At 59.6% G+C, this 17,512-nt stretch carries 18 protein-coding genes; 4 read left to right on the top strand and 14 right to left on the bottom strand.

The window, feature by feature from the left end:
* Positions 1-51: 51 nt before the first annotated feature.
* Complete coding sequence (gene trxA, locus BLW69_RS21585; RefSeq protein WP_062462956.1) at positions 52-372, top strand: thioredoxin; 321 nt, start codon at positions 52-54, stop codon at positions 370-372.
* An 85-nt stretch (positions 373-457) separates the two neighbouring features.
* Here the strand turns inward: trxA and BLW69_RS21580 are convergent, their stop codons facing one another.
* The 5 genes from BLW69_RS21580 to BLW69_RS21560 are packed head-to-tail and all read right to left on the bottom strand — an operon-like array spanning position 458 to position 5,518.
* The gene (locus BLW69_RS21580; RefSeq protein ID WP_244508925.1) at positions 458-1,810 is read right to left on the bottom strand and encodes a bifunctional folylpolyglutamate synthase/dihydrofolate synthase; all 1,353 of its coding nucleotides are present in this window, start codon (positions 1,808-1,810) and stop codon (positions 458-460) included.
* A gap of 42 nt (positions 1,811-1,852) precedes the next feature.
* Entirely contained in the window at positions 1,853-2,749 is an 897-nt protein-coding gene (gene accD / locus BLW69_RS21575; RefSeq protein ID WP_062462950.1) for an acetyl-CoA carboxylase, carboxyltransferase subunit beta, read from the bottom strand.
* 44 nt (positions 2,750-2,793) lie between these two features.
* Positions 2,794-3,633 carry a tryptophan synthase subunit alpha gene (trpA, locus tag BLW69_RS21570; protein WP_062462946.1) on the bottom strand — a complete coding sequence of 280 codons (840 nt, stop codon included), beginning with the start codon at positions 3,631-3,633 and terminating at the stop codon, positions 2,794-2,796.
* A 2-nt stretch (positions 3,634-3,635) separates the two neighbouring features.
* Positions 3,636-4,856, bottom strand: coding sequence for a tryptophan synthase subunit beta (gene trpB / locus BLW69_RS21565; protein ID WP_092665274.1), 1,221 nt, complete (start codon positions 4,854-4,856; stop codon positions 3,636-3,638).
* Between the two features lie 11 nt (positions 4,857-4,867).
* Positions 4,868-5,518, bottom strand: coding sequence for a phosphoribosylanthranilate isomerase (locus BLW69_RS21560; protein ID WP_062462942.1), 651 nt, complete (start codon positions 5,516-5,518; stop codon positions 4,868-4,870).
* 306 nt (positions 5,519-5,824) lie between these two features.
* Between BLW69_RS21560 and BLW69_RS21555 the strand changes: the two genes are divergently transcribed.
* Positions 5,825-6,802 (top strand): cell wall hydrolase, encoded by a 978-nt coding sequence (locus tag BLW69_RS21555; protein ID WP_244508923.1) that lies wholly within the window; start codon positions 5,825-5,827, stop codon positions 6,800-6,802.
* A gap of 36 nt (positions 6,803-6,838) precedes the next feature.
* On the opposite strand, the gene BLW69_RS21550 is transcribed toward BLW69_RS21555, so the two are convergent.
* The 4 genes from BLW69_RS21550 to BLW69_RS21535 form a co-directional block, all read right to left on the bottom strand.
* Positions 6,839-7,600 carry a M48 family metallopeptidase gene (locus BLW69_RS21550; protein ID WP_092665209.1) on the bottom strand — a complete coding sequence of 254 codons (762 nt, stop codon included), beginning with the start codon at positions 7,598-7,600 and terminating at the stop codon, positions 6,839-6,841.
* Between the two features lie 98 nt (positions 7,601-7,698).
* On the bottom strand, positions 7,699-8,139 hold the full coding sequence (locus BLW69_RS21545; RefSeq protein WP_092665207.1) for a DUF2852 domain-containing protein: 441 nt from the start codon (positions 8,137-8,139) through the stop codon (positions 7,699-7,701).
* Positions 8,140-8,302: 163 nt separating this feature from the next.
* Positions 8,303-9,595 (bottom strand): polyhydroxyalkanoate depolymerase, encoded by a 1,293-nt coding sequence (phaZ, locus tag BLW69_RS21540; RefSeq protein ID WP_092665204.1) that lies wholly within the window; start codon positions 9,593-9,595, stop codon positions 8,303-8,305.
* Between the two features lie 169 nt (positions 9,596-9,764).
* Positions 9,765-10,607 carry a fumarylacetoacetate hydrolase family protein gene (locus BLW69_RS21535; RefSeq protein WP_092665201.1) on the bottom strand — a complete coding sequence of 281 codons (843 nt, stop codon included), beginning with the start codon at positions 10,605-10,607 and terminating at the stop codon, positions 9,765-9,767.
* A 140-nt stretch (positions 10,608-10,747) separates the two neighbouring features.
* Here BLW69_RS21535 and BLW69_RS21530 point away from each other — a divergent pair, with 140 nt between their 5' ends.
* Positions 10,748-11,347, top strand: coding sequence for a nitroreductase family protein (locus BLW69_RS21530; protein ID WP_092665198.1), 600 nt, complete (start codon positions 10,748-10,750; stop codon positions 11,345-11,347).
* Positions 11,348-11,460: 113 nt separating this feature from the next.
* Here BLW69_RS21530 and gyrB read toward each other — a convergent pair whose 3' ends face one another.
* The 5 genes from gyrB to BLW69_RS21505 all read right to left on the bottom strand — a co-directional run bounded on the left by gyrB (position 11,461) and on the right by BLW69_RS21505 (position 16,816).
* The gene (gyrB, locus tag BLW69_RS21525; RefSeq protein ID WP_062577110.1) at positions 11,461-13,896 is read right to left on the bottom strand and encodes a DNA topoisomerase (ATP-hydrolyzing) subunit B; all 2,436 of its coding nucleotides are present in this window, start codon (positions 13,894-13,896) and stop codon (positions 11,461-11,463) included.
* Positions 13,897-14,042: 146 nt separating this feature from the next.
* Positions 14,043-14,396, bottom strand: coding sequence for a helix-turn-helix domain-containing protein (locus BLW69_RS21520; protein WP_092665195.1), 354 nt, complete (start codon positions 14,394-14,396; stop codon positions 14,043-14,045).
* A complete protein-coding gene (locus BLW69_RS21515; protein WP_082471708.1) occupies positions 14,393-14,974 on the bottom strand; it encodes a Smr/MutS family protein in 582 nt (193 codons plus the stop codon). Before BLW69_RS21515 ends, BLW69_RS21520 begins: the two co-directional genes overlap by 4 nt.
* 10 nt (positions 14,975-14,984) lie before the next feature.
* Positions 14,985-16,121: a murein transglycosylase A gene (locus tag BLW69_RS21510; RefSeq protein ID WP_092665192.1), complete on the bottom strand. Its 1,137-nt coding sequence runs from the start codon at positions 16,119-16,121 to the stop codon at positions 14,985-14,987.
* Entirely contained in the window at positions 16,118-16,816 is a 699-nt protein-coding gene (locus BLW69_RS21505) for a Tim44/TimA family putative adaptor protein (protein WP_062462907.1), read from the bottom strand. Before BLW69_RS21505 ends, BLW69_RS21510 begins: the two co-directional genes overlap by 4 nt.
* Positions 16,817-16,939: 123 nt before the next feature.
* Here BLW69_RS21505 and BLW69_RS21500 point away from each other — a divergent pair, with 123 nt between their 5' ends.
* Entirely contained in the window at positions 16,940-17,479 is a 540-nt protein-coding gene (locus tag BLW69_RS21500; protein ID WP_092665268.1) for an FxsA family protein, read from the top strand.
* Positions 17,480-17,512: the final 33 nt, after the last annotated feature.

Here is a 17,512-nt window from a genome sequence, read left to right as displayed (position 1 = left end):
TAGTGAGTGCCGATCTCACATCTGGGTCAACAAGAATCGAAGGAGAGCCCAATGGCTACCGTGAAAGTCGATACAAACAATTTTCAGGCTGAAGTTCTGGACGCCGTAGAGCCGGTCGTCGTCGATTTCTGGGCCGAATGGTGCGGCCCCTGCAAGATGATCGCTCCGAGCCTTGAAGAAATTTCGACGGAACTCGCTGGCAAGGTGAAAGTCGTCAAGCTGAACATCGACGAGAACCCGGAACTGGCTGCCCAGTTCGGCGTGCGCTCGATCCCGACCCTCGCCATGTTCAAGGGCGGCGAAGTGGCCGACATCAAGGTTGGCGCTGCGCCGAAGACGGCTCTCGCAGCCTGGATCTCCAGCGCCGCTTAAGCGTCTGTTTCACGTGAATCCAAAAACCCGGCTGAGCGATCAGCCGGGTTTTTTGTTATCTGCTGTTGATAGATCCTGTCCGTTATCAGACCGGTGGCGTGCCATTGTCGGCCAGCACATTGCCGGCGAAATAGAGCGAGCCGCCGATCAGGATACGGGGTGGGGGACTGCCGGGCAGCTGGCGGCGGGTGATTTCCTGCAAGGCTTCGATGGTGGAACCCGCGGGCTCGGCCACCAGACCAGCATCGAACGCCGCATTGGCCAGCACGACCGGATCGAGGCCTGCCTCGCTATCGCGGATGCGGACGGTAAAGACGTGTTCGCCGAGATCCGCAAAGGCCCGGAAATAGCCGACGGGATCCTTCGTATTGATCATGCCAGTGACGAGATAGAGCGGCCGGGGCTGGCGTTCCACGAAGGCCGCCATGGCTTCGGCAATCACTTCGCCTCCGGCAGGATTGTGCCCGCCATCGAGCCAGATTTCCGAACCTGGCGGCGCGAATTCGAGCAGTTTGCCTTCGACCAGCTTTTGCAGGCGGGCCGGCCATTCAACCATGCCCATCGCCTTTTCCATGGTCGCATCCGTCACCGTGAAACCGGCGGCCTTGACGGCGCGGATGGCGGCCGCGGCGTTGGCGAACTGGTGGCGGCCAGGAAGGCGCGGCAGCGGCAGGTCCTGCAGGCCGTCTTCGTCCTGGTAGATCAGCCGGCCGAACTCCTCGTGAGCTGAGAAATCCTGGCCATAGATGGAGAGCGGACAGCCCAGCCGTTCGGCAGTCGCAACAAGAACCTCGCGGGCCGCGTCGAATTCCTGGGCGCCGACCACGACCGGGCAGCGGCGTTTCATGATGCCGGCTTTTTCCGCTGCGATCAGTTCGACCTTGTCGCCCAGATAAGCTTGGTGATCGAGCGCGATCGGCATGATCACCGAGACGGCGGGGTCGGTGATGACGTTGGTCGCATCGAAGCGACCGCCTAAGCCCACTTCCAGCACTACGGCATCGGCGGGCTGCTCGGAAAAGATCAGGAAGGTTGCCGCTGTCAGGATCTCGAACACGGTGATCATCTGGCCGGCATTGGCATCGCCGACGCGGCGCAGCGCATCCGCCAGCAGGGCATCGTCGACAAGCTGGCCCCGGCCGCCCTTGACGCCGATGCGAAAGCGTTCGTGCCAGCGCACCAGATGCGGCGATGTGTGGACGTGCACGGCATAGCCACCCGCTTCGAGAAGCGCGCGGCAAAAGGCGGTGCAGGACCCCTTGCCGTTGGTGCCGGCGACATGAATGACCGGCGGCAGTTTCAGATGTGGATTGCCGAGCACCTCAAGGAGGCGGGTAATGCGCTCGAGCGACAGATCGAAACCCTTCGGATGAAGGGTCATCAGCCGCTCGATTTCCTGCTCGGCCGCACTTGCCACGGGCTGGTTCATCGTCGTCATCCCGAAGCTCCGGCTCCGATCACGTTAGGTCAGAACCGGTGTTCAGGCGCTGACGGCGACAGGGGCGGGTAGGAATTCCTGATCGGGCTGTCTCATCAGCATCTTCAGGATCCGCGCCAGCGTTGCCGGGATATCGTGGCGCTTGACGACCATATCCACCATGCCATGCTCAAGCAGGTATTCTGCGGTCTGGAAGCCTTCCGGCAGCTTTTCGCGCAGGGTCTGTTCGATCACGCGCTTGCCGGCAAAGCCGATCTCGGCGCCCGGTTCGGCGATATGGACATCACCCAGCATGGCATAGGAAGCGGTCACGCCGCCGGTGGTCGGGTTGGTCAGCACACAGATATAGGGAAGGCCTGCTTCCTTCAGCATGTCGACGGCAACCGTGGTGCGGGGCAGCTGCATCAGCGACAGGATGCCTTCCTGCATGCGGGCGCCGCCAGAAGCCGGGAAGATCACCAGCGGGCACTTTTCCTTCAGCGCACGCTCGGCCGCCTTGACGATCGCTTCGCCGGCCGCCATGCCGAGCGAACCGCCGATGAAGTTGAATTCGTGCACGACGGCGACGAGTTTAACGCCATGGACGGAACCGAGACCGGCGAGGATAGTGTCCTCCTGATCGGTCTTGATACGGCTGTCCTTCAAGCGGTCAGCATATTTCTTGGAGTCGCGAAACTTGAGCGGATCCTGGGCGACCTTCGGCTGCACCAGCGATTCGAACTCGCCGTCGTCGAACATGTCTCTCAGACGCGCCTTGGCCGGCATCTTCATGTGGAAGCCGGAGGCGGGGATGACCCACTTGTTCTCTTCGAGATCCTTGTGGAAGACCATTTCCCCGGTTTCCGGGCATTTGATCCAGAGATTTTCCGGAACGTCCCGATCGGGACGGCCGAGCATGGAGTTGATGCGCGGCCGGACGTAATTGGTGATCCAGTTCACTGGGCGTACTCCGAGTTTGGACTTGTCAGGCCTATCTGGGCCAGTTATTCGGCGGCAACAAGGCGAGCGGAACGCACGCCGGTGGCCAGGCCGCGGACGAAGGTGGAAACGGCAGATACCGTATCTGGCGTCGCAGCGCCATCCTTGGTGAGGCTGCCGGCAACCTGCGCGACGATCGCGCTGCCGACGACGACACCGTCAGCCGCAGCGCCGATGGCTTGCGCATGGTCAGCGGTCTTGACGCCGAAGCCGACGCAGACCGGCAGGTCGGTATGACCCTTGATACGCGAGACCGCACCCGAGATCAGCGACAGATCCGGCAGAGCGGATCCGGTAATGCCGTTCATCGAGACGTAATAGACGAAGCCCGACGTGTTGTGCAGAACCGTCGGCAGGCGCTTTTCGTCCGTGGTCGGCGTGGTCAGGCGGATGAAGTTGAGCCCCTTGGCGATTGCCGGGATGCAGAGTTCATCATCCATTTCCGGCGGCAGGTCGACGATGATCAGGCCGTCGATGCCGGCTTCCAGCGCGTCATCAACAAACCTGTCGACGCCGTAGATATAGATCGGATTGTAGTAGCCCATCATGACGATCGGCGTCGCGGCATCGGTCTTGCGGAATTCGCGGGCGAGATCCAGCGTCTTGGCGAGCGTCTGGCCGCCCTTCAGCGCGCGCTGCCCGGCCATCTGGATTGCCGGACCATCGGCCATCGGGTCGGAAAAGGGCATGCCGAGTTCGATCACGTCGGCGCCGGCATCCGGCAGGGCCTTCATGATGGCCAGCGACGTGGCAAAATCGGGATCGCCGCCCATGAAGTAGGTGATCAGTGCCGGGCGGCCTTCGGCCTTCAGATCGGCAAAACGCTTGTCCATCCGTGCGGTCATGTTCAGAGCCCCATTCCAAGGATTTTGCCGACAGTGAAGATGTCCTTGTCGCCGCGACCGCACAGGTTCATGACGATAATTTCGTCCTTGGACATCTTTGGTGCGCGCTTCATGACTTCGGCCAGTGCGTGCGAGGGTTCGAGCGCGGGGATGATGCCCTCGGTGCGCGTCAGGAACTGGAAGGCTTCTAGCGCTTCGGTATCCATGATCGGGACGTATTCGACACGTCCCATGTCTTTCAGCCAGGAATGCTCCGGGCCGATGCCGGGATAGTCGAGACCGGCCGAGATCGAATGACCTTCCTTGATCTGGCCATCGCCATCCTGCAGCAGATAGGTGCGGTTGCCATGCAGAACGCCAGGCGAGCCTGCCGTCAGCGAGGCGCAGTGCTCCTCGCCGTTGAGGCCCTTGCCGCCGGCTTCGACGCCGACGATCCTGACGCTGTCATCATCGAGGAACGGATGGAACAGGCCGATCGCATTCGATCCACCGCCAACGGCTGCTACCAGCATGTCGGGCAGACGTCCTTCGGCTTCCAGCATCTGTTCCTTGGTTTCGCGACCGATGACCGACTGGAAGTCGCGGACCATTTCCGGATAGGGATGCGGACCGGCAGCGGTGCCGATCATGTAATAGGTGTCATCGACATTGGTGACCCAGTCGCGCAATGCCTCGTTCATGGCATCCTTGAGCGTGCCGTGGCCTGACGTGACCGGGATCACCTCGGCGCCCAAAAGCTTCATGCGGAAGACATTGGGTGCCTGGCGCTCGACATCTGTCGCGCCCATGTAGACGACGCAGGGCAGGCCGAAGCGGGCAGCGACCGTGGCCGAAGCGACGCCATGCTGGCCAGCACCGGTTTCAGCGATGATGCGGGTCTTGCCCATGCGCTTGGCAAGCAGGATCTGGCCAATGCAGTTGTTGATCTTGTGGGAGCCGGTATGATTGAGCTCGTCGCGCTTGAAATAGATCTTGGCGCCGCCGAGTTCTGCCGTCATGCGCTCGGCGAAATAGAGCGGGCTGGGCCGGCCGACATAGTGTTTGCCGAGATCGGTAAGCTGCTTTTGAAATGCGGGATCGGTCTTCGCCTTTTCCCATTCGCCCTGCAGATCGAGGATCAGGGGCATCAGGGTTTCCGCGACAAAGCGGCCGCCGAAAATACCGAAGAGGCCGTCCTCGTCGGGACCGGAACGGAACGAATTCAGTTTTGGGGTCTCGTTCACTTTCAACTCCTTCAGCGTTTCGTAGCGGCGTCTGCCGCATCGAAGAACGCATCGATCATGCCCAGATCCTTGGCGCCTGGCGCGCTTTCGACACCGGACGATACATCTATGCCGCTTGCCCGCGTCGATGAGAGCGCAGTCGCGACATTATCCTTGTTCAGGCCCCCGGAAAGCATGTAATCCACGCTCTGGTCAAGCGACGCCATGGCCTTCCAGTCGAAGGAAATGCCGTTGCCGCCCGGAAGATCGGAGCCCGCCGGTGCCTTCGCGTCGAACAGAAAACGGTCAGCTACACCTATATAGGCATCGACCCCTGCAAGATCATCCGCGGACTTGACAGAAAACGCCTTCATGACAGGCAGACCGTAGAGCGCCTTGACGTGCAAAATCCGTTCCGGGCTCTCGTGACCGTGGAGCTGAAGCATGTCCGGGCGAAGCAGCGAGACGATATCGTCCAGTTCCTCGTCATCGGCATCCACCGTGACCGCAACGATCTTAGCTCTACCACGCACCCGGTCCGCCAGTTCGCCGGCGATCTCGGGCGCGATGTTACGCGGGCTCTTGGGGAAGAAGATAAAGCCGATATGGGTTGCGCCGCGCGTCACCGCACGATCGACCGCTTCTTCAGTCTTGAGGCCGCAGATCTTGATATCCGGTTTCATGTGCGCGGATTGGCACGAAACGCGCCCGGAGTCGAGCCCTTCAGCGGTTTGGTGGCGTGACAGTTCGGCACGGACTCCTCTTCTCAAGACCTCAGGCAATCTTCCGGGGTGTGATTCGGTTCTCCACCACGATCCTGCACGCGCAAGGACATGCTCGCCGACATCATCACAACCAGAACCTCGGGCAAAAGAGCAGGTTTTTCCGGAAAAATAGACGTTCTCGATTCAGGTTTGATTTATTAGGGTTTTGCCAGTAACTTATTCCACAGCAAATTGTTTCTTGAAATGTTTTCGCAGGGGGTAGTCATGGCGGCAAGAGGTGCGAACTTTGTGCGCGCTGCAATGTGCCTTGCCGCGGTGAGCGCTCTTTCAGCCTGCACTCAGACGACTGCGTCGCTCGATTCCAAGTCTTCGAAGACACGAACTGCCCAGGTCAATATGGGTTCGGCAAAGCAGGTCTACACCTATTCGTCCAGCGACCGCGAATGCCTCAAGCGCGCGATGTATTTCGAATCAAGGCGCAGCAGCCCCGATGGTTTCATGGCTGTCGGCAGCGTCATCATGAACCGCCTGACCTCAGGTCTTTACCCTGAGACGATCTGTGGTGTCGTGGGGCAGGAAAAGCAGTTCGCGCCGGGTGTGATGACCCGCAAGATGGACGAAAACACTGCGCCGCAGCTGAATGAAGCAGCGGAAGCCGTGCTGAAGGGCAAGCGCCACCCCGATGTGAAGGAAGCGATGTTCTTCCACACGAAGGGCCTGCGCTTCCCCTACAAGAACATGCATTACGTGGCTGATGCCGGCGGCAACGTGTTTTACGAAAAGCGCGACGAGGACGGCAACTTGCAGACGCCAGAGCCGAAGCCTGCCGGGGCCTATGTCATGATGGCTGAAGGGACGATCGTACCAACGCCGGGAGCGATGAGCATGATCGCACGGGCCGAGCCTGTTCGTGAACAGACAACAAGCCCCGTTGCCGTTGCGTCCGCAGCAACGCAGCAGCCCTTGCCGGGCGTTGCCGCTGTCACAACGGTTGCCGACACATCTTCCGCCGCTGTCGCAACAGTGCAGCCTGTTTCCCATTCGCCCAGCATGATGCAGGCCTACCAGGCCGGCGCTGGCATGGATGCGGCAAGTGCCGCCATTCTTTCGACTGAAGCCTTGCCCAATAGCGGGCCTCTGCCGAAACGGCGCCCGGCGGGTGCCAAGACCGACACAGCCGGCGACATGGTAATGGTCGCGCCGACTCCGCGTCAGTTCCCGGCTCGCACAGCTACACCTTGATCTCTTCGTCCAGTTTCCGTTTGTTTTAGCTGGGCTTCAGCTGAAATCCAGCGCGTGAAGCTGCGAGCCATTCTGCTTCAGCCATTTGCGCGCCTCTTCCATCCTCGGGCAAAGCTGGTGGCAGAGAGCCCAGAACTTTGGCCCGTGGTTCATTTCCTTCAGATGCGCCACTTCGTGGGCTGCGAGGTAATCGATCACCAGCGGCGGCGCCATGACGATGCGCCAAGAAAAGCTCAGGTTTCCATCCCAGGAACAGGATCCCCACCGGCTTCTCGTGTCTTTCAGCGTGACTGATGCGACCGCCTTGCGGATCGATGCCGCATGGCGAAAAGCCAGCAACTCCATATCTCGACGTGCTTCTTTTTTCAGAAATGTCGCGACCCGACGGCCGAGATGATCCTCCAGCCCGCTTACCCTTACCACCGGCACGCCATCGACCACGGCGATTTCCGTCAGGCCGCGAAGCGTTCCGGTATGGTCGATGCGGTGCTGAACGCCGCGAATCGGCACGAAGCCGCCTGAGCGGATGGGATTGTCGGTGGAGAATTTCGAGAGCTTCGTGAGCAGCCAACCCTGATGGCGCTCGAGAAATTCCTCGATCTCGCTTTTCCGAAGGCCTGCCGGCACAGTGAGATTAAGCGCGCGGCCGCCGGGCTCGATGCGCAGCGTGATACGAGTGGCGCGACTGTTTTCCTTGATCGTCAGCGGCAAAGCGCGGTTTCCGACTTCAAGCGTGCGCTTTACGGTTTCGAGCGGTTTCGAGCGGGCGCGAAGGGGCTTTTTGAGGAGCGCGAACATGTAGCCTTTCTAGCCGATTCGAGAGCACCGTTCTCATGAAAAAGCCGGCGTCGCAAGGACGCCGGCTCGTTACGTTTTCAGAAGATCCGTTTGACCGATCAGACGTCGACGACCGGGTTCTGACCGGAAGCGTTGCTGTTACGGCGCTCGCGCATGAAACGATCGAACTCTTCCTGATCCTTGGCACGGCGAAGCTCGCGGGAATAGTTGTCGAACTCATCGCGCATCTCGTCGAGCTTGCGGCGTTCTTCATCCATGCGGTTGAGTTCGGCCTTGCGCCAATCGTCGAAGGCAACGTTGCCTGTCGAGAAATGCGTGTTGTAGCCAGCGGCGCGGCTTCTGGAAAACCATCGGCTGGTCTTGCCGGCCCATTCGTCGGCGCGATTATTGGCATCGCGCTTGAAGCCGCGAAGCCGATCCCCGAAGATGATATAGGCAAGCATGGCCAAGCCAAGAGGCCAGAAGACCACGAAACCGAGCACCATTAAACCAATGGTGGCCGGCGTCCATTCCGGACGAATCAATGCAGACTGGTTCATGGGTTACACCCTTCAGTTCAATGCGGAGTGGCCTGATGCCAGCCCGATGATATCCGATTTGGTGAGCCTTAGACCCGCCTTCAAGAAGACAGGTCGCTAAATCCAAGAACATGCTGAAATACCTTGGAGAAATCCAGATACCGGCATCGAACCGGATCCACTCTCAGGTCGGCGAATCACCCTTGGTATTACGCTTTCGGGATGCGGGCTTGGCAGTCTTGGTATCGGCAATGGCATGCTTGCGGGTGAATTCGATGATGCGGGGGGCGATTTCACTGCGGAAACGCGAGCCGTTGAAGACGCCGTAATGCCCGACATCGGGCTGCATGTAATGCTGGCGCTTGTCATCCGGGATATTCGGACAAATCGTGTGCGCCGCCTTTGTCTGGCCGACGCCGGAAATATCGTCGTTTTCGCCTTCTACCGTCAGAAGAGCAACGGAACGGATCGCCTTCGTATCGACAGGCATCGCGCGATGCATCATCTCGCCCTTGGGCAAGGAATGACGGATAAACACGGCATCGACGGTCTGCAGATAGAATTCTTCCGTCAGATCCATCACCGCGAGATATTCGTCGTAGAATTCGCGGTGTTTTTCGGCAGGCTCGCCATCGTTCTTGACGAGGTGCTCGTAGAACTCCTTGTGAGCGGTGACGTGGCGGTCAAGATTCATCGACATGAAGCCGGAAAGCTGCAGGAAGCCCGGATAGACACGCCGCATGAAGCCCGGCTGCGGAAACGGTACGCTCATGATGACATTGTCGCGAAACCATTCGAGTGGGTGATCTCCGGCGAGTTTGTTGACGGCCGTCGGATTGCTGCGGGTATCGATCGGTCCACCCATCAGCGTCATCGAGGCGGGCGCCATCCGATCACAGCGGGTCTCCATCACCGCAACGGCGGCAAGCACAGGCACCGACGGCTGGCAGACGCCGACCACGTGGGTGCCGGGACCGATCTGATGCAGCATCTCGATCAGGTAGTCGATGTAATCGTCGAGATCGAAGCTGCCCTCGGTGACCGGAACCATGCGGGCATCGATCCAGTCGGTGATGTAGAGATCCGCATGGGGTAGAAGTGCTTCGACCGTGCCACGCAGCAAGGTGGCATAGTGACCGGACATCGGCGCGACGAGCAGGATCTTCTGGTCGGCCGGGCGCGCGGCGGGCAGATCTCGGCGAAAATGCAGGAGATTGCAAAAGGGCTTTGCCCAGACGATCTCCTCGGTGACCATGACCGGCTTACCGTCGACCACCGTTTCCGGAAGATTGAAGCTTGGCTTCCCATAGCGACGCGTCATCCGCTCGAACACTTCGAGACTGGCCGACATGGAGCGGCCAAGTGCTGTCTGGGCGAACGGGTTCATCGGATTGTCGGACATGAAGCGCATGGCATCCGCGGCGGCCCGGAACGGCGCCATGGCGGCATGGTTCAACTCATAGAGCTGGTAGAACATGAAATCGGGCTCTCCTCATCCCTGGTCCGATATCCGTCAAAGCGGTGGCGGGCAAAACGTTCCGCCATCGGAATGCAGCAAGGCTAGCACTTGTGGAGGGAGTTATGAAAGGGCGGCGGTTTACCACCGCCCTTCCCTCGCTGCAGCACGCCTTGATGCCAGCGATCGATCAGATATCGGCGACGAATGTCTGTTTCTGGGTGCCCAGACCATCGATGCCGAGTTCGACAACGTCGCCGGCTTTCAGGAAGCGCGGGGGCTTGAGGCCAAGGCCGACGCCCGGAGGCGTACCCGTGGAGATGACGTCTCCCGGATGCAGCGACATGAACTGGCTGAGATAAGAGACGAGGAAGGCGACGCCGTAGACCATCGTCTTGGATGAGCCGTTCTGCATCTTTTCACCGTTGACCGTCAGCCACATTCCAAGGTTCTGCGGATCCGCGACCTCGTCCTTGGTGACAAGCCATGGGCCAATCGGTCCGAACGTGTCGCAGGACTTGCCCTTGGTCCACTGGCCCGCGCGTTCTGTCTGGAAGGCGCGCTCGGAGACGTCGTTGGTGAGGCAGTAACCGGCAACGTAATCCAACGCCTCGGCTTCCGACACGTATTTCGCGGTCTTGCCGATGACGACACCGAGTTCAACTTCCCAGTCGGTCTTTTCCGATGTGCGCGGAATGACGACGTCGTCGTTGGGTCCGACGATGGCGGAGGTGGCCTTCATGAAGATGATCGGTTCCGGCGGCACGGTGGCGCCGGTTTCGGCTGCATGGTCGGAATAGTTGAGGCCGATGCAGATGAACTTGCCGGTGCCCGTCACGCAGGCGCCGATCCGATCGCCAGACAGTTCCGGCAATGTCGACGCGTCGATCGCGGCAATCTTCGTCAAACCCTCGGGCGAAATCGCCTCCCCGCCGATATCCGCGACATGGCCAGACAGATCACGGATCTTGCCATCCTGATCGAGCAATGCCGGCTTCTCCTGGCCCACAGGTCCTACACGCATCAATTTCAAGGTCTTATTCCTCCAGTTGTCAGACAAGTGTTTATGCAAAAAAGAGGCGCGATTGTCACCCCTCTTTCTGCCATCTGCGGTTCATTGCAAAGCAGCCCTAACTGCCTAGATTGGGTAAGACCCAAACTTGAGAGGACACTATGACGACCAGCAACAGCCGGACTTCGGAATTTCCAATCGACGCTTTCTTTCTCGATCGCTGGTCGCCGCGGGCCTTCGAGAAGGAAGCCATCGATCGGGAAACGATGCTGACCATTCTGGATGCCGCGCATTGGGCGCCCTCTTCCGGCAACAGCCAGCCTTGGCGCTTTGTCTACGCTTTACATGGTACCGAGGATTTCACCAGACTTGCGGATCTGCTCGTTCCGGGCAATCGGCGCTGGGCAGAAAACGCGGGCGCGCTGGTCTTCTTCGTGTCGAAAACCTATCGCGTTTCCAAGGATGGCGAACGTCGCGAGGGCTATACGCATTCTTTCGACACGGGCGCCGCGTGGTTCTCAATCATCTGCCAGGCGATGAAGCTTGGGTATCATGCGCATGGCATGGAAGGGTTCGACAAGGAAAAGGCTGTTGGCGAACTTGGTTTGCCTGAGGGTTTCAGGGTGGAAGCCGCAGCGGCGATCGGGCGCATGGCAGCCAAGGACACGCTGCCGGAGGACTTGCGCGAGCGTGAGGTTCCAAGCCAGCGCAAGCCTGTATCGGAAGTCGCTTTCGAAGGAAGGTTTGCCGGCGAAGAATAATGTTTCACGTGAATCCTCCATCCACAGGTTAGATTCACGTGAAACAGATTTCTACTGCACAAACAAAAACGGCGGCCGAGAGGCCGCCGTTTTTGCGTTGAGTAGATAATCTCTCAGATATCCAGGTTGGCGACGTTGAGAGCGTTTTCCTGAATGAACTCGCGCCGGGGCTCGACCTCGTCGCCCATCAGACGCGAGAACAGGCCGTCTGCATCCGTCGCATCGGGAACCTTGACCTGAAGCAGCGAGCGAACGTTGGGATCAAGCGTTGTTTCCCACAGCTGCTCGGCATTCATTTCACCAAGTCCCTTATAGCGCTGCATGGACAGGCCCTTGCGTCCCGCCGCAAAGATCGTGTCGAGAAGGGCGCGTGGACCTGAAATATCCTGCTCGCTATCCTTGCGAGCGAGGACTGGCGACGTGCTGTAGATCTCCTGCAGACGCGACGACATCTGGTCGATATGGCGGGCATCGGCAGAGCCGATCAGGGCCACATCGATCACGGCGACTTCCTTGACGCCACGAACCATCCGCTCGAAGCGCATGCCGCCTTCGTCGGTGACGTGACCCGACCAGCCACGCTCGGTTTCCTCGGCGATCATATCGAGACGCTTGGCGACTTCGTTAGCCGTCTGCTGGGCCCGTTCGGGATTGTCCGTCAGATCTGGATGAAGCGCGCCGGCAATGGCTGCCTGCTCGATGATCGAGCGGTTGTAGCGAGAATGCAGTCCCTCGATGATCGAGCGGATGCGCAATGCATCCTGGATGACTTCGCGCATATCCTGGCCGGCACGGACTTCACCGGAGCCGAGGGTCAGGGTCGTATCTTCCAGCCCCATGCCGATCAGATACTCTTCCAGAGCCTGCTCGTTCTTCAGGTACTGGATCGACTTGCCTCGCGTCACCTTATAAAGCGGCGGCTGGGCAATGTAGATGTGGCCACGCTCGATCAGTTCCGGCATCTGACGGAAGAAGAAGGTCAGCAGCAGGGTTCTGATATGGGCGCCATCGACATCGGCGTCCGTCATGATGATGATCTTGTGATAACGCAGCTTGTCAGCGTTGAACTCATCCTTGCCGATCGATGTACCCAGAGCGGTAATCAGCGTGCCGATTTCCTGGCTGGACAGCATCTTGTCGAAACGGGCGCGCTCGACGTTCAGGATCTTGCCGCGGAGCGGTAGGATAGCCTGGGTATCACGCGAACGGCCCTGCTTGGCGGAACCGCCGGCGGAGTCACCCTCGACGAGGAAAACTTCGGACTTGGCCGGATCGCGTTCGGAGCAATCGGCGAGCTTGCCGGGAAGCGAGGCGATATCGAGCACGCCCTTGCGGCGGGTGAGTTCACGAGCCTTGCGGGCCGCTTCGCGGGCAACGGCAGCTTCCACCACCTTGCCGACCAGGATCTTCGCTTCAGCCGGATGTTCTTCAAGCCAGGAGCTCAGCGCTTCGTTGACGAGGCTTTCGACAACCGGGCGCACTTCCGAGGACACGAGTTTGTCCTTGGTCTGCGACGAGAACTTCGGATCCGGCACCTTCACGGAAAGAACTGCGGTCAGGCCTTCTCGGCAGTCGTCACCGGTGAGCGAAACCTTTTCCTTTTTCATGATGCCGGACGAGTCCGCATAGGACGTGATCTGGCGAGTCAGCGCACCACGGAAGCCCGCCATATGCGTGCCGCCATCGCGCTGCGGAATGTTGTTGGTGAAGCAGAGAACGTTCTCGTGGTAGCTGTCATTCCACCACATCGCGACTTCCACCGTCATGCCATCCTTCTCGCCCTTGATGGCGACAGGCTTTTCGACGAGCGGCTTCTTGGAACGGTCGAGATATTTGACGAAAGCCTCGAGGCCGCCGTCATACAGCATTTCCTCTTCCTTCACGTCCGGCTTGCGCCGATCCGTGAGCCGGATTCGAACCCCGGAGTTGAGGAAGGCGAGTTCGCGAAGGCGGTGCTCGAGTGTGCCGTAATCAAACTCAGTCATAGTGAAGGTTTCGGTGCTGGCGAGGAAGGTAACTTCCGTGCCGGAGCGACCTTCATAATCCCCGATGACCTTCAGCGGCGCATCGGCGACGCCGTGCGTGAACGAGATCTCGTGAACCTTGCCTGAGCGACGGATCTTCAGCTTGAGCCAGACCGAAAGTGCATTGACGACCGAGACGCCAACGCCGTGCAGTCCGCCCGAGACCTTGTAGGAATTCTGGTCGAACTTACCGCCAGCGTGGAGCTGGGTCATGATGACCTCAGCTGCCGAGACGCCTTCGCCGGTATGGATATCCGTCGGAATGCCGCGACCGTTGTCGGTGACGCTGACCGAGCCATCCGCATTGAGCGTGACCGTGACGATATCTGCATGGCCGGCCAAGGCTTCGTCGATCGCGTTGTCGACGACCTCGTAGACCATGTGATGCAGACCCGAGCCGTCGTCTGTGTCGCCGATATACATGCCTGGGCGCTTTCGCACCGCATCCAGGCCCTTTAGAACCTTGATGGAATCGGCACCGTATTCGGCACTCGCGCCGTGATCGCTGACGGGTGTGTCGGTCATTCAGTCTCTTCCAGTTGGTTAAAATACCGGCGAGCGAATCACCGGAGTCTCCGCCTTGAATATAGGGAATTCAGGGCGGTTTCTAAAGGTTGGTGCCTCGCAAAATGCCTGGAAAGGCGTGGATGCGCAGAGATTTCCAGGGCAATTCAAGCCTTTTGCAGAAGTCTTCGCATTTCCTCTAGCACGTCCGGCGGCAAAGAGCGAATCCGTGCCGCCAAGGCGTTGGCAAATGCGGTGTATGCAGGCGCCAGGCCTGTCGTGTCGAGGACCACTTTCGGGCGCGAGGCTTCTGCGACCCGAAACAATTCTTCCGCTTCATCCCAGATGATGTTGAAATAGCCGGTGATACGCTGGAGCAGCTCAAATGTGGGCCGGCCCCGTTTGCCATGTTCCAAAGCCGACAGATAGGCAGGCGTAACCCCGATCGCCTCTGCCAGTTGCCTCTGGGTAACTCCCTTTTTGGCGCGCAGCTGTCGAAGCGCTTCACCAAAGGGCGTCACAGGACCGATCCCCGATAATCCGCACGGCTCTTCGAAAGCCGCACGTACATGGCGCCCTCGCCACCATGGTTTTGGGCTGCCCATTCGTAGGACGAGATCAGGAAACGAAATTCGGCCTTCGAGAACCACAGCGGCACCGCACGGCGCAGAACCCCCTCACCGCCGACCGAGCGGCCCTTGCCGGTGATGACGAGAACATGGCGCAGACCGCGATCATGGGCACTGTAGAGAAAATCGAGCAGCAGATCGTGGGCGGCGTCCTGGTAGAGACCATGGAGATCGAGCCGAGCATCGATCGCAAGGCGACCCTTGGCGAGCTTCTTCCGGGTGGGTTTTTCCAGCGGATGATGAATGCCGGCAGGCTTTTTTACCTTCGGCGCGACTGCCGCGAAGGCATCGCTGACACGCTGGGTTGGCGGTACCGGGGGCTTAGAGACTTCATCCTCTGCCGCCAGTCGTGCCGCCATTTCCTCTTCGAAGGCAGCGATCTCTTTCATGCGCCCAGGCAGAGCACGGGCGGATTTCGCCACCTTGCCCCAAAGGATGCGTTCATCTGAACTGAGTTTTCGATCCTTCATGCGCCATATCCTACCCGGCATAACGGCCGGCGGCCGCGTTTGGAACGAGGATATAGAAATCCGCATCGTTTCGCACCGTGCCGGCAAGCTCGCCTGCGTGATAGCCGGAACCGGTGAAGATATCGCCCCTTGCAGCCCCAATAATGGCTGAACCCGTATCGAGCGCCAGCATCAGCCGCGCGAACGGCTTGCCGTCGTCGAGATGTGTCAGCCGTTCCGCACGGATGAAAAAGGGGTAGCCGAATGTGTGAATGGAGCGATCCACGGCGAGCGAGCGTCCCGCGATCAGCGGCACCTTGGCGGCAGCGATAGGACCGAGGTCAGGGTCGCTGACATCGGCCTCACGGAAGAAGATGTAGGACTTGTTGTGCCATAAGACTTCATCAACCTTAGCCGGATTCAACACTAGAGCTTCGGCAAGCCACGCCCGTATGCTCTGCATGGAAATATCTTCGCGAGCGATTTCGCCACGATCGATCAGAAGCTTGCCGATCGGCGAAAACGGATGGCCAGCCTTTGCCGCGTAGGTGATGCGACGGACGCGGCCATCGGGGTAGACCAGCCGAGCTGCGCCCTGAACATGGGCAAAGAAGACGTCGATCCGCGACCGTGCGAAGGCTATCTCCAGCCCCCGGCCGTCGAGACAGCCGCGATCGATTTCACCGCGATCCGGATAAGCGACGATACCATCCGGCGTCTGACGGCCGAACATGTAGCCGGAGTCGAGATCCGCAGGGCGATTGCTTTCGTCGAGATCGACGAGATCGTCAGGCCGGAAATAGAAGGGATGGGTGAAAAGACCTTCGCTCACATCGGAGACGTCGACTTCCGGTTCGTAGAAGGCGGTGACGAATCCTTGTTCGTCATTGTGCTTCAGGATCCGGAAGGGTGTGCAGCGTTGTTCGAAGAAGGTGCGAGCTGCAGAGGCATCGGCAAATGGTGCGGCCTGCTCGAAGAGGTCCGCCAGTTCCATGGCCTCCAGGCCGAGAGAACCCTTGCGATAGGGCTTAACGTTGCGGATATGGGCCGCGCAAGCATGCATCGCCTCATACAGCGGGCTCGGATCGTCGGCAGCCCAACCGGGGAGATCCGCGAAGTCGACCCTCTCGAGGCGGAAGTCAGAGAGGGTCGGAGACGCGGAAATCATTGTTCGGATTCGGTGGCGACCAGCTTCCAGTTCGGGTCGCGGGAGCCGATGTCGCGGGCAAAGGTCCAGATGTCGATGACGTCGGCTACGGTTTCCTGATCGCCGTCGATCAGCGTGCCGGCCTTGTCGAAGGTTGCGGAGATCAACTGGCTGACAATGCGGACGGTAACCTGAGATTCGCCGTCCTTGATCGAAACCTGTGTCATGTCGCATTTGTCGATGCCGACAAAGGTGGACTTGATCACCTCGCCCTTGGCCTCGCGCTCGGCGATCGCCGCTTCGAAGCCGTCATAGACCTCATTGGAGAGAAGCCCCTTCAAGGTCTTCCGATCACCATCGGCAAAAGCCATGACGATCATTTCGTACGCCATCCGCACGCCGTTGAGGAATTCCTTCGGGCGGAACGACGGATCTTCCTTCACGAGGGCACGAAGCGATGCGTTGAGCGGCGTATCAGGCTTTGCGACGGCATCGATATCGGCATTGCGTTGTTCCTCATCGACATTGTCGCGGCGAGGAAGCGTCACTACCTTGCTATCGTCCTCGACGGGACCGCGGGCAACATCGCGAGGGCTGACTGTCTCAGTCGGCGGCTTCTCATGTCCCGTGCGCCGGCCGAGGACGCTGCGCAATTGCAGGAATATCAGCACTGCTGCGACGAGGAAAAACAGTGTTATCAAGTCGTTCGAGCCCATTTTATCCCGCAATTGTCGTTTAAAAGTTCTATGCAGCTTTTCATATAGTCTCCTACCGCCCATCTTCAAATAGCAACGGCGTGAGATGAACCCATATCCGCCAATTAGATACAGGCAATGATTATGCGCTTACCATTCCTTCCGGTTGTTCTCCTGGCTTGGCCGCTGGCCGAAATCGCTGGTTTTGTTTTGGTCGGAAGAGCGATCGGACTTTGGGGAACGCTTGGCCTCGTCCTCGGAACGGGCCTTCTGGGCGCATTGATGATCCGCGGCCAGGGGATGACTATGCTGCGGCGGCTTTCGACAGAAGGGCGCGAAGGTCGGATGCCTGCAGCCGAACTGGTAAGCGGAGCGATGGTCGTGGTGGCTGGCATCCTGCTGATGCTGCCTGGGTTTCTGACCGACATCATTGGTCTCGCGCTGCTTGTGCCCTTTATCCGCAAGCTGATCTGGTCGGCCATCGGCAGCCGCGTGGTTGTCGTGAATTCGGGCGATCGCAGAAGCCCGGGCGGTTTTCGCGCCGGTCCCGGCCCTGGCCCCGGCCCTGAGCCTGTTCATCCGGTTGGATCCGGCCCGGTGGTCGATCTCGATGACGACGATTATCGCCGCGAACCGAACCCGTCCTCGCCTTGGGCGGACAAGGATAAGCGGATCGAACCTTAAGGCTAAGATCTCGCAGGGTTGTAAGCCCCGGAG

Origin of the sequence: Rhizobium sp. NFR12, from assembly GCF_900108545.1 — a bacterium.
GTDB lineage: Bacteria > Pseudomonadota > Alphaproteobacteria > Rhizobiales > Rhizobiaceae > Neorhizobium > Neorhizobium soli.
This window is presented reverse-complemented; position numbering and strand designations above follow the sequence as displayed.

Bases quoted from the DNA above. Each gene is read 5' to 3' on its own strand.
- trpA (WP_062462946.1), bottom strand. From the start codon at position 3,633: ATGACCGCACGGATGGACAAGCGTTTTGCCGATCTGAAGGCCGAAGGC.
- phaZ (WP_092665204.1), bottom strand. From the start codon at position 9,595: ATGTTCTACCAGCTCTATGAGTTGAACCATGCCGCCATGGCGCCGTTC.
- BLW69_RS21510 (WP_092665192.1), bottom strand. From the start codon at position 16,121: ATGATTTCCGCGTCTCCGACCCTCTCTGACTTCCGCCTCGAGAGGGTC.
- BLW69_RS21550 (WP_092665209.1), bottom strand. From the start codon at position 7,600: ATGTTCGCGCTCCTCAAAAAGCCCCTTCGCGCCCGCTCGAAACCGCTC.
- BLW69_RS21515 (WP_082471708.1), bottom strand. From the start codon at position 14,974: ATGAAGGATCGAAAACTCAGTTCAGATGAACGCATCCTTTGGGGCAAG.
- BLW69_RS21560 (WP_062462942.1), bottom strand. From the start codon at position 5,518: ATGAAACCGGATATCAAGATCTGCGGCCTCAAGACTGAAGAAGCGGTC.
- BLW69_RS21500 (WP_092665268.1), top strand. From the start codon at position 16,940: ATGCGCTTACCATTCCTTCCGGTTGTTCTCCTGGCTTGGCCGCTGGCC.
- BLW69_RS21530 (WP_092665198.1), top strand. From the start codon at position 10,748: ATGACGACCAGCAACAGCCGGACTTCGGAATTTCCAATCGACGCTTTC.
- BLW69_RS21555 (WP_244508923.1), top strand. From the start codon at position 5,825: ATGGCGGCAAGAGGTGCGAACTTTGTGCGCGCTGCAATGTGCCTTGCC.
- BLW69_RS21505 (WP_062462907.1), bottom strand. From the start codon at position 16,816: ATGGGCTCGAACGACTTGATAACACTGTTTTTCCTCGTCGCAGCAGTG.
- trxA (WP_062462956.1), top strand. From the start codon at position 52: ATGGCTACCGTGAAAGTCGATACAAACAATTTTCAGGCTGAAGTTCTG.
- BLW69_RS21580 (WP_244508925.1), bottom strand. From the start codon at position 1,810: ATGACGACGATGAACCAGCCCGTGGCAAGTGCGGCCGAGCAGGAAATC.
- gyrB (WP_062577110.1), bottom strand. From the start codon at position 13,896: ATGACCGACACACCCGTCAGCGATCACGGCGCGAGTGCCGAATACGGT.
- BLW69_RS21545 (WP_092665207.1), bottom strand. From the start codon at position 8,139: ATGAACCAGTCTGCATTGATTCGTCCGGAATGGACGCCGGCCACCATT.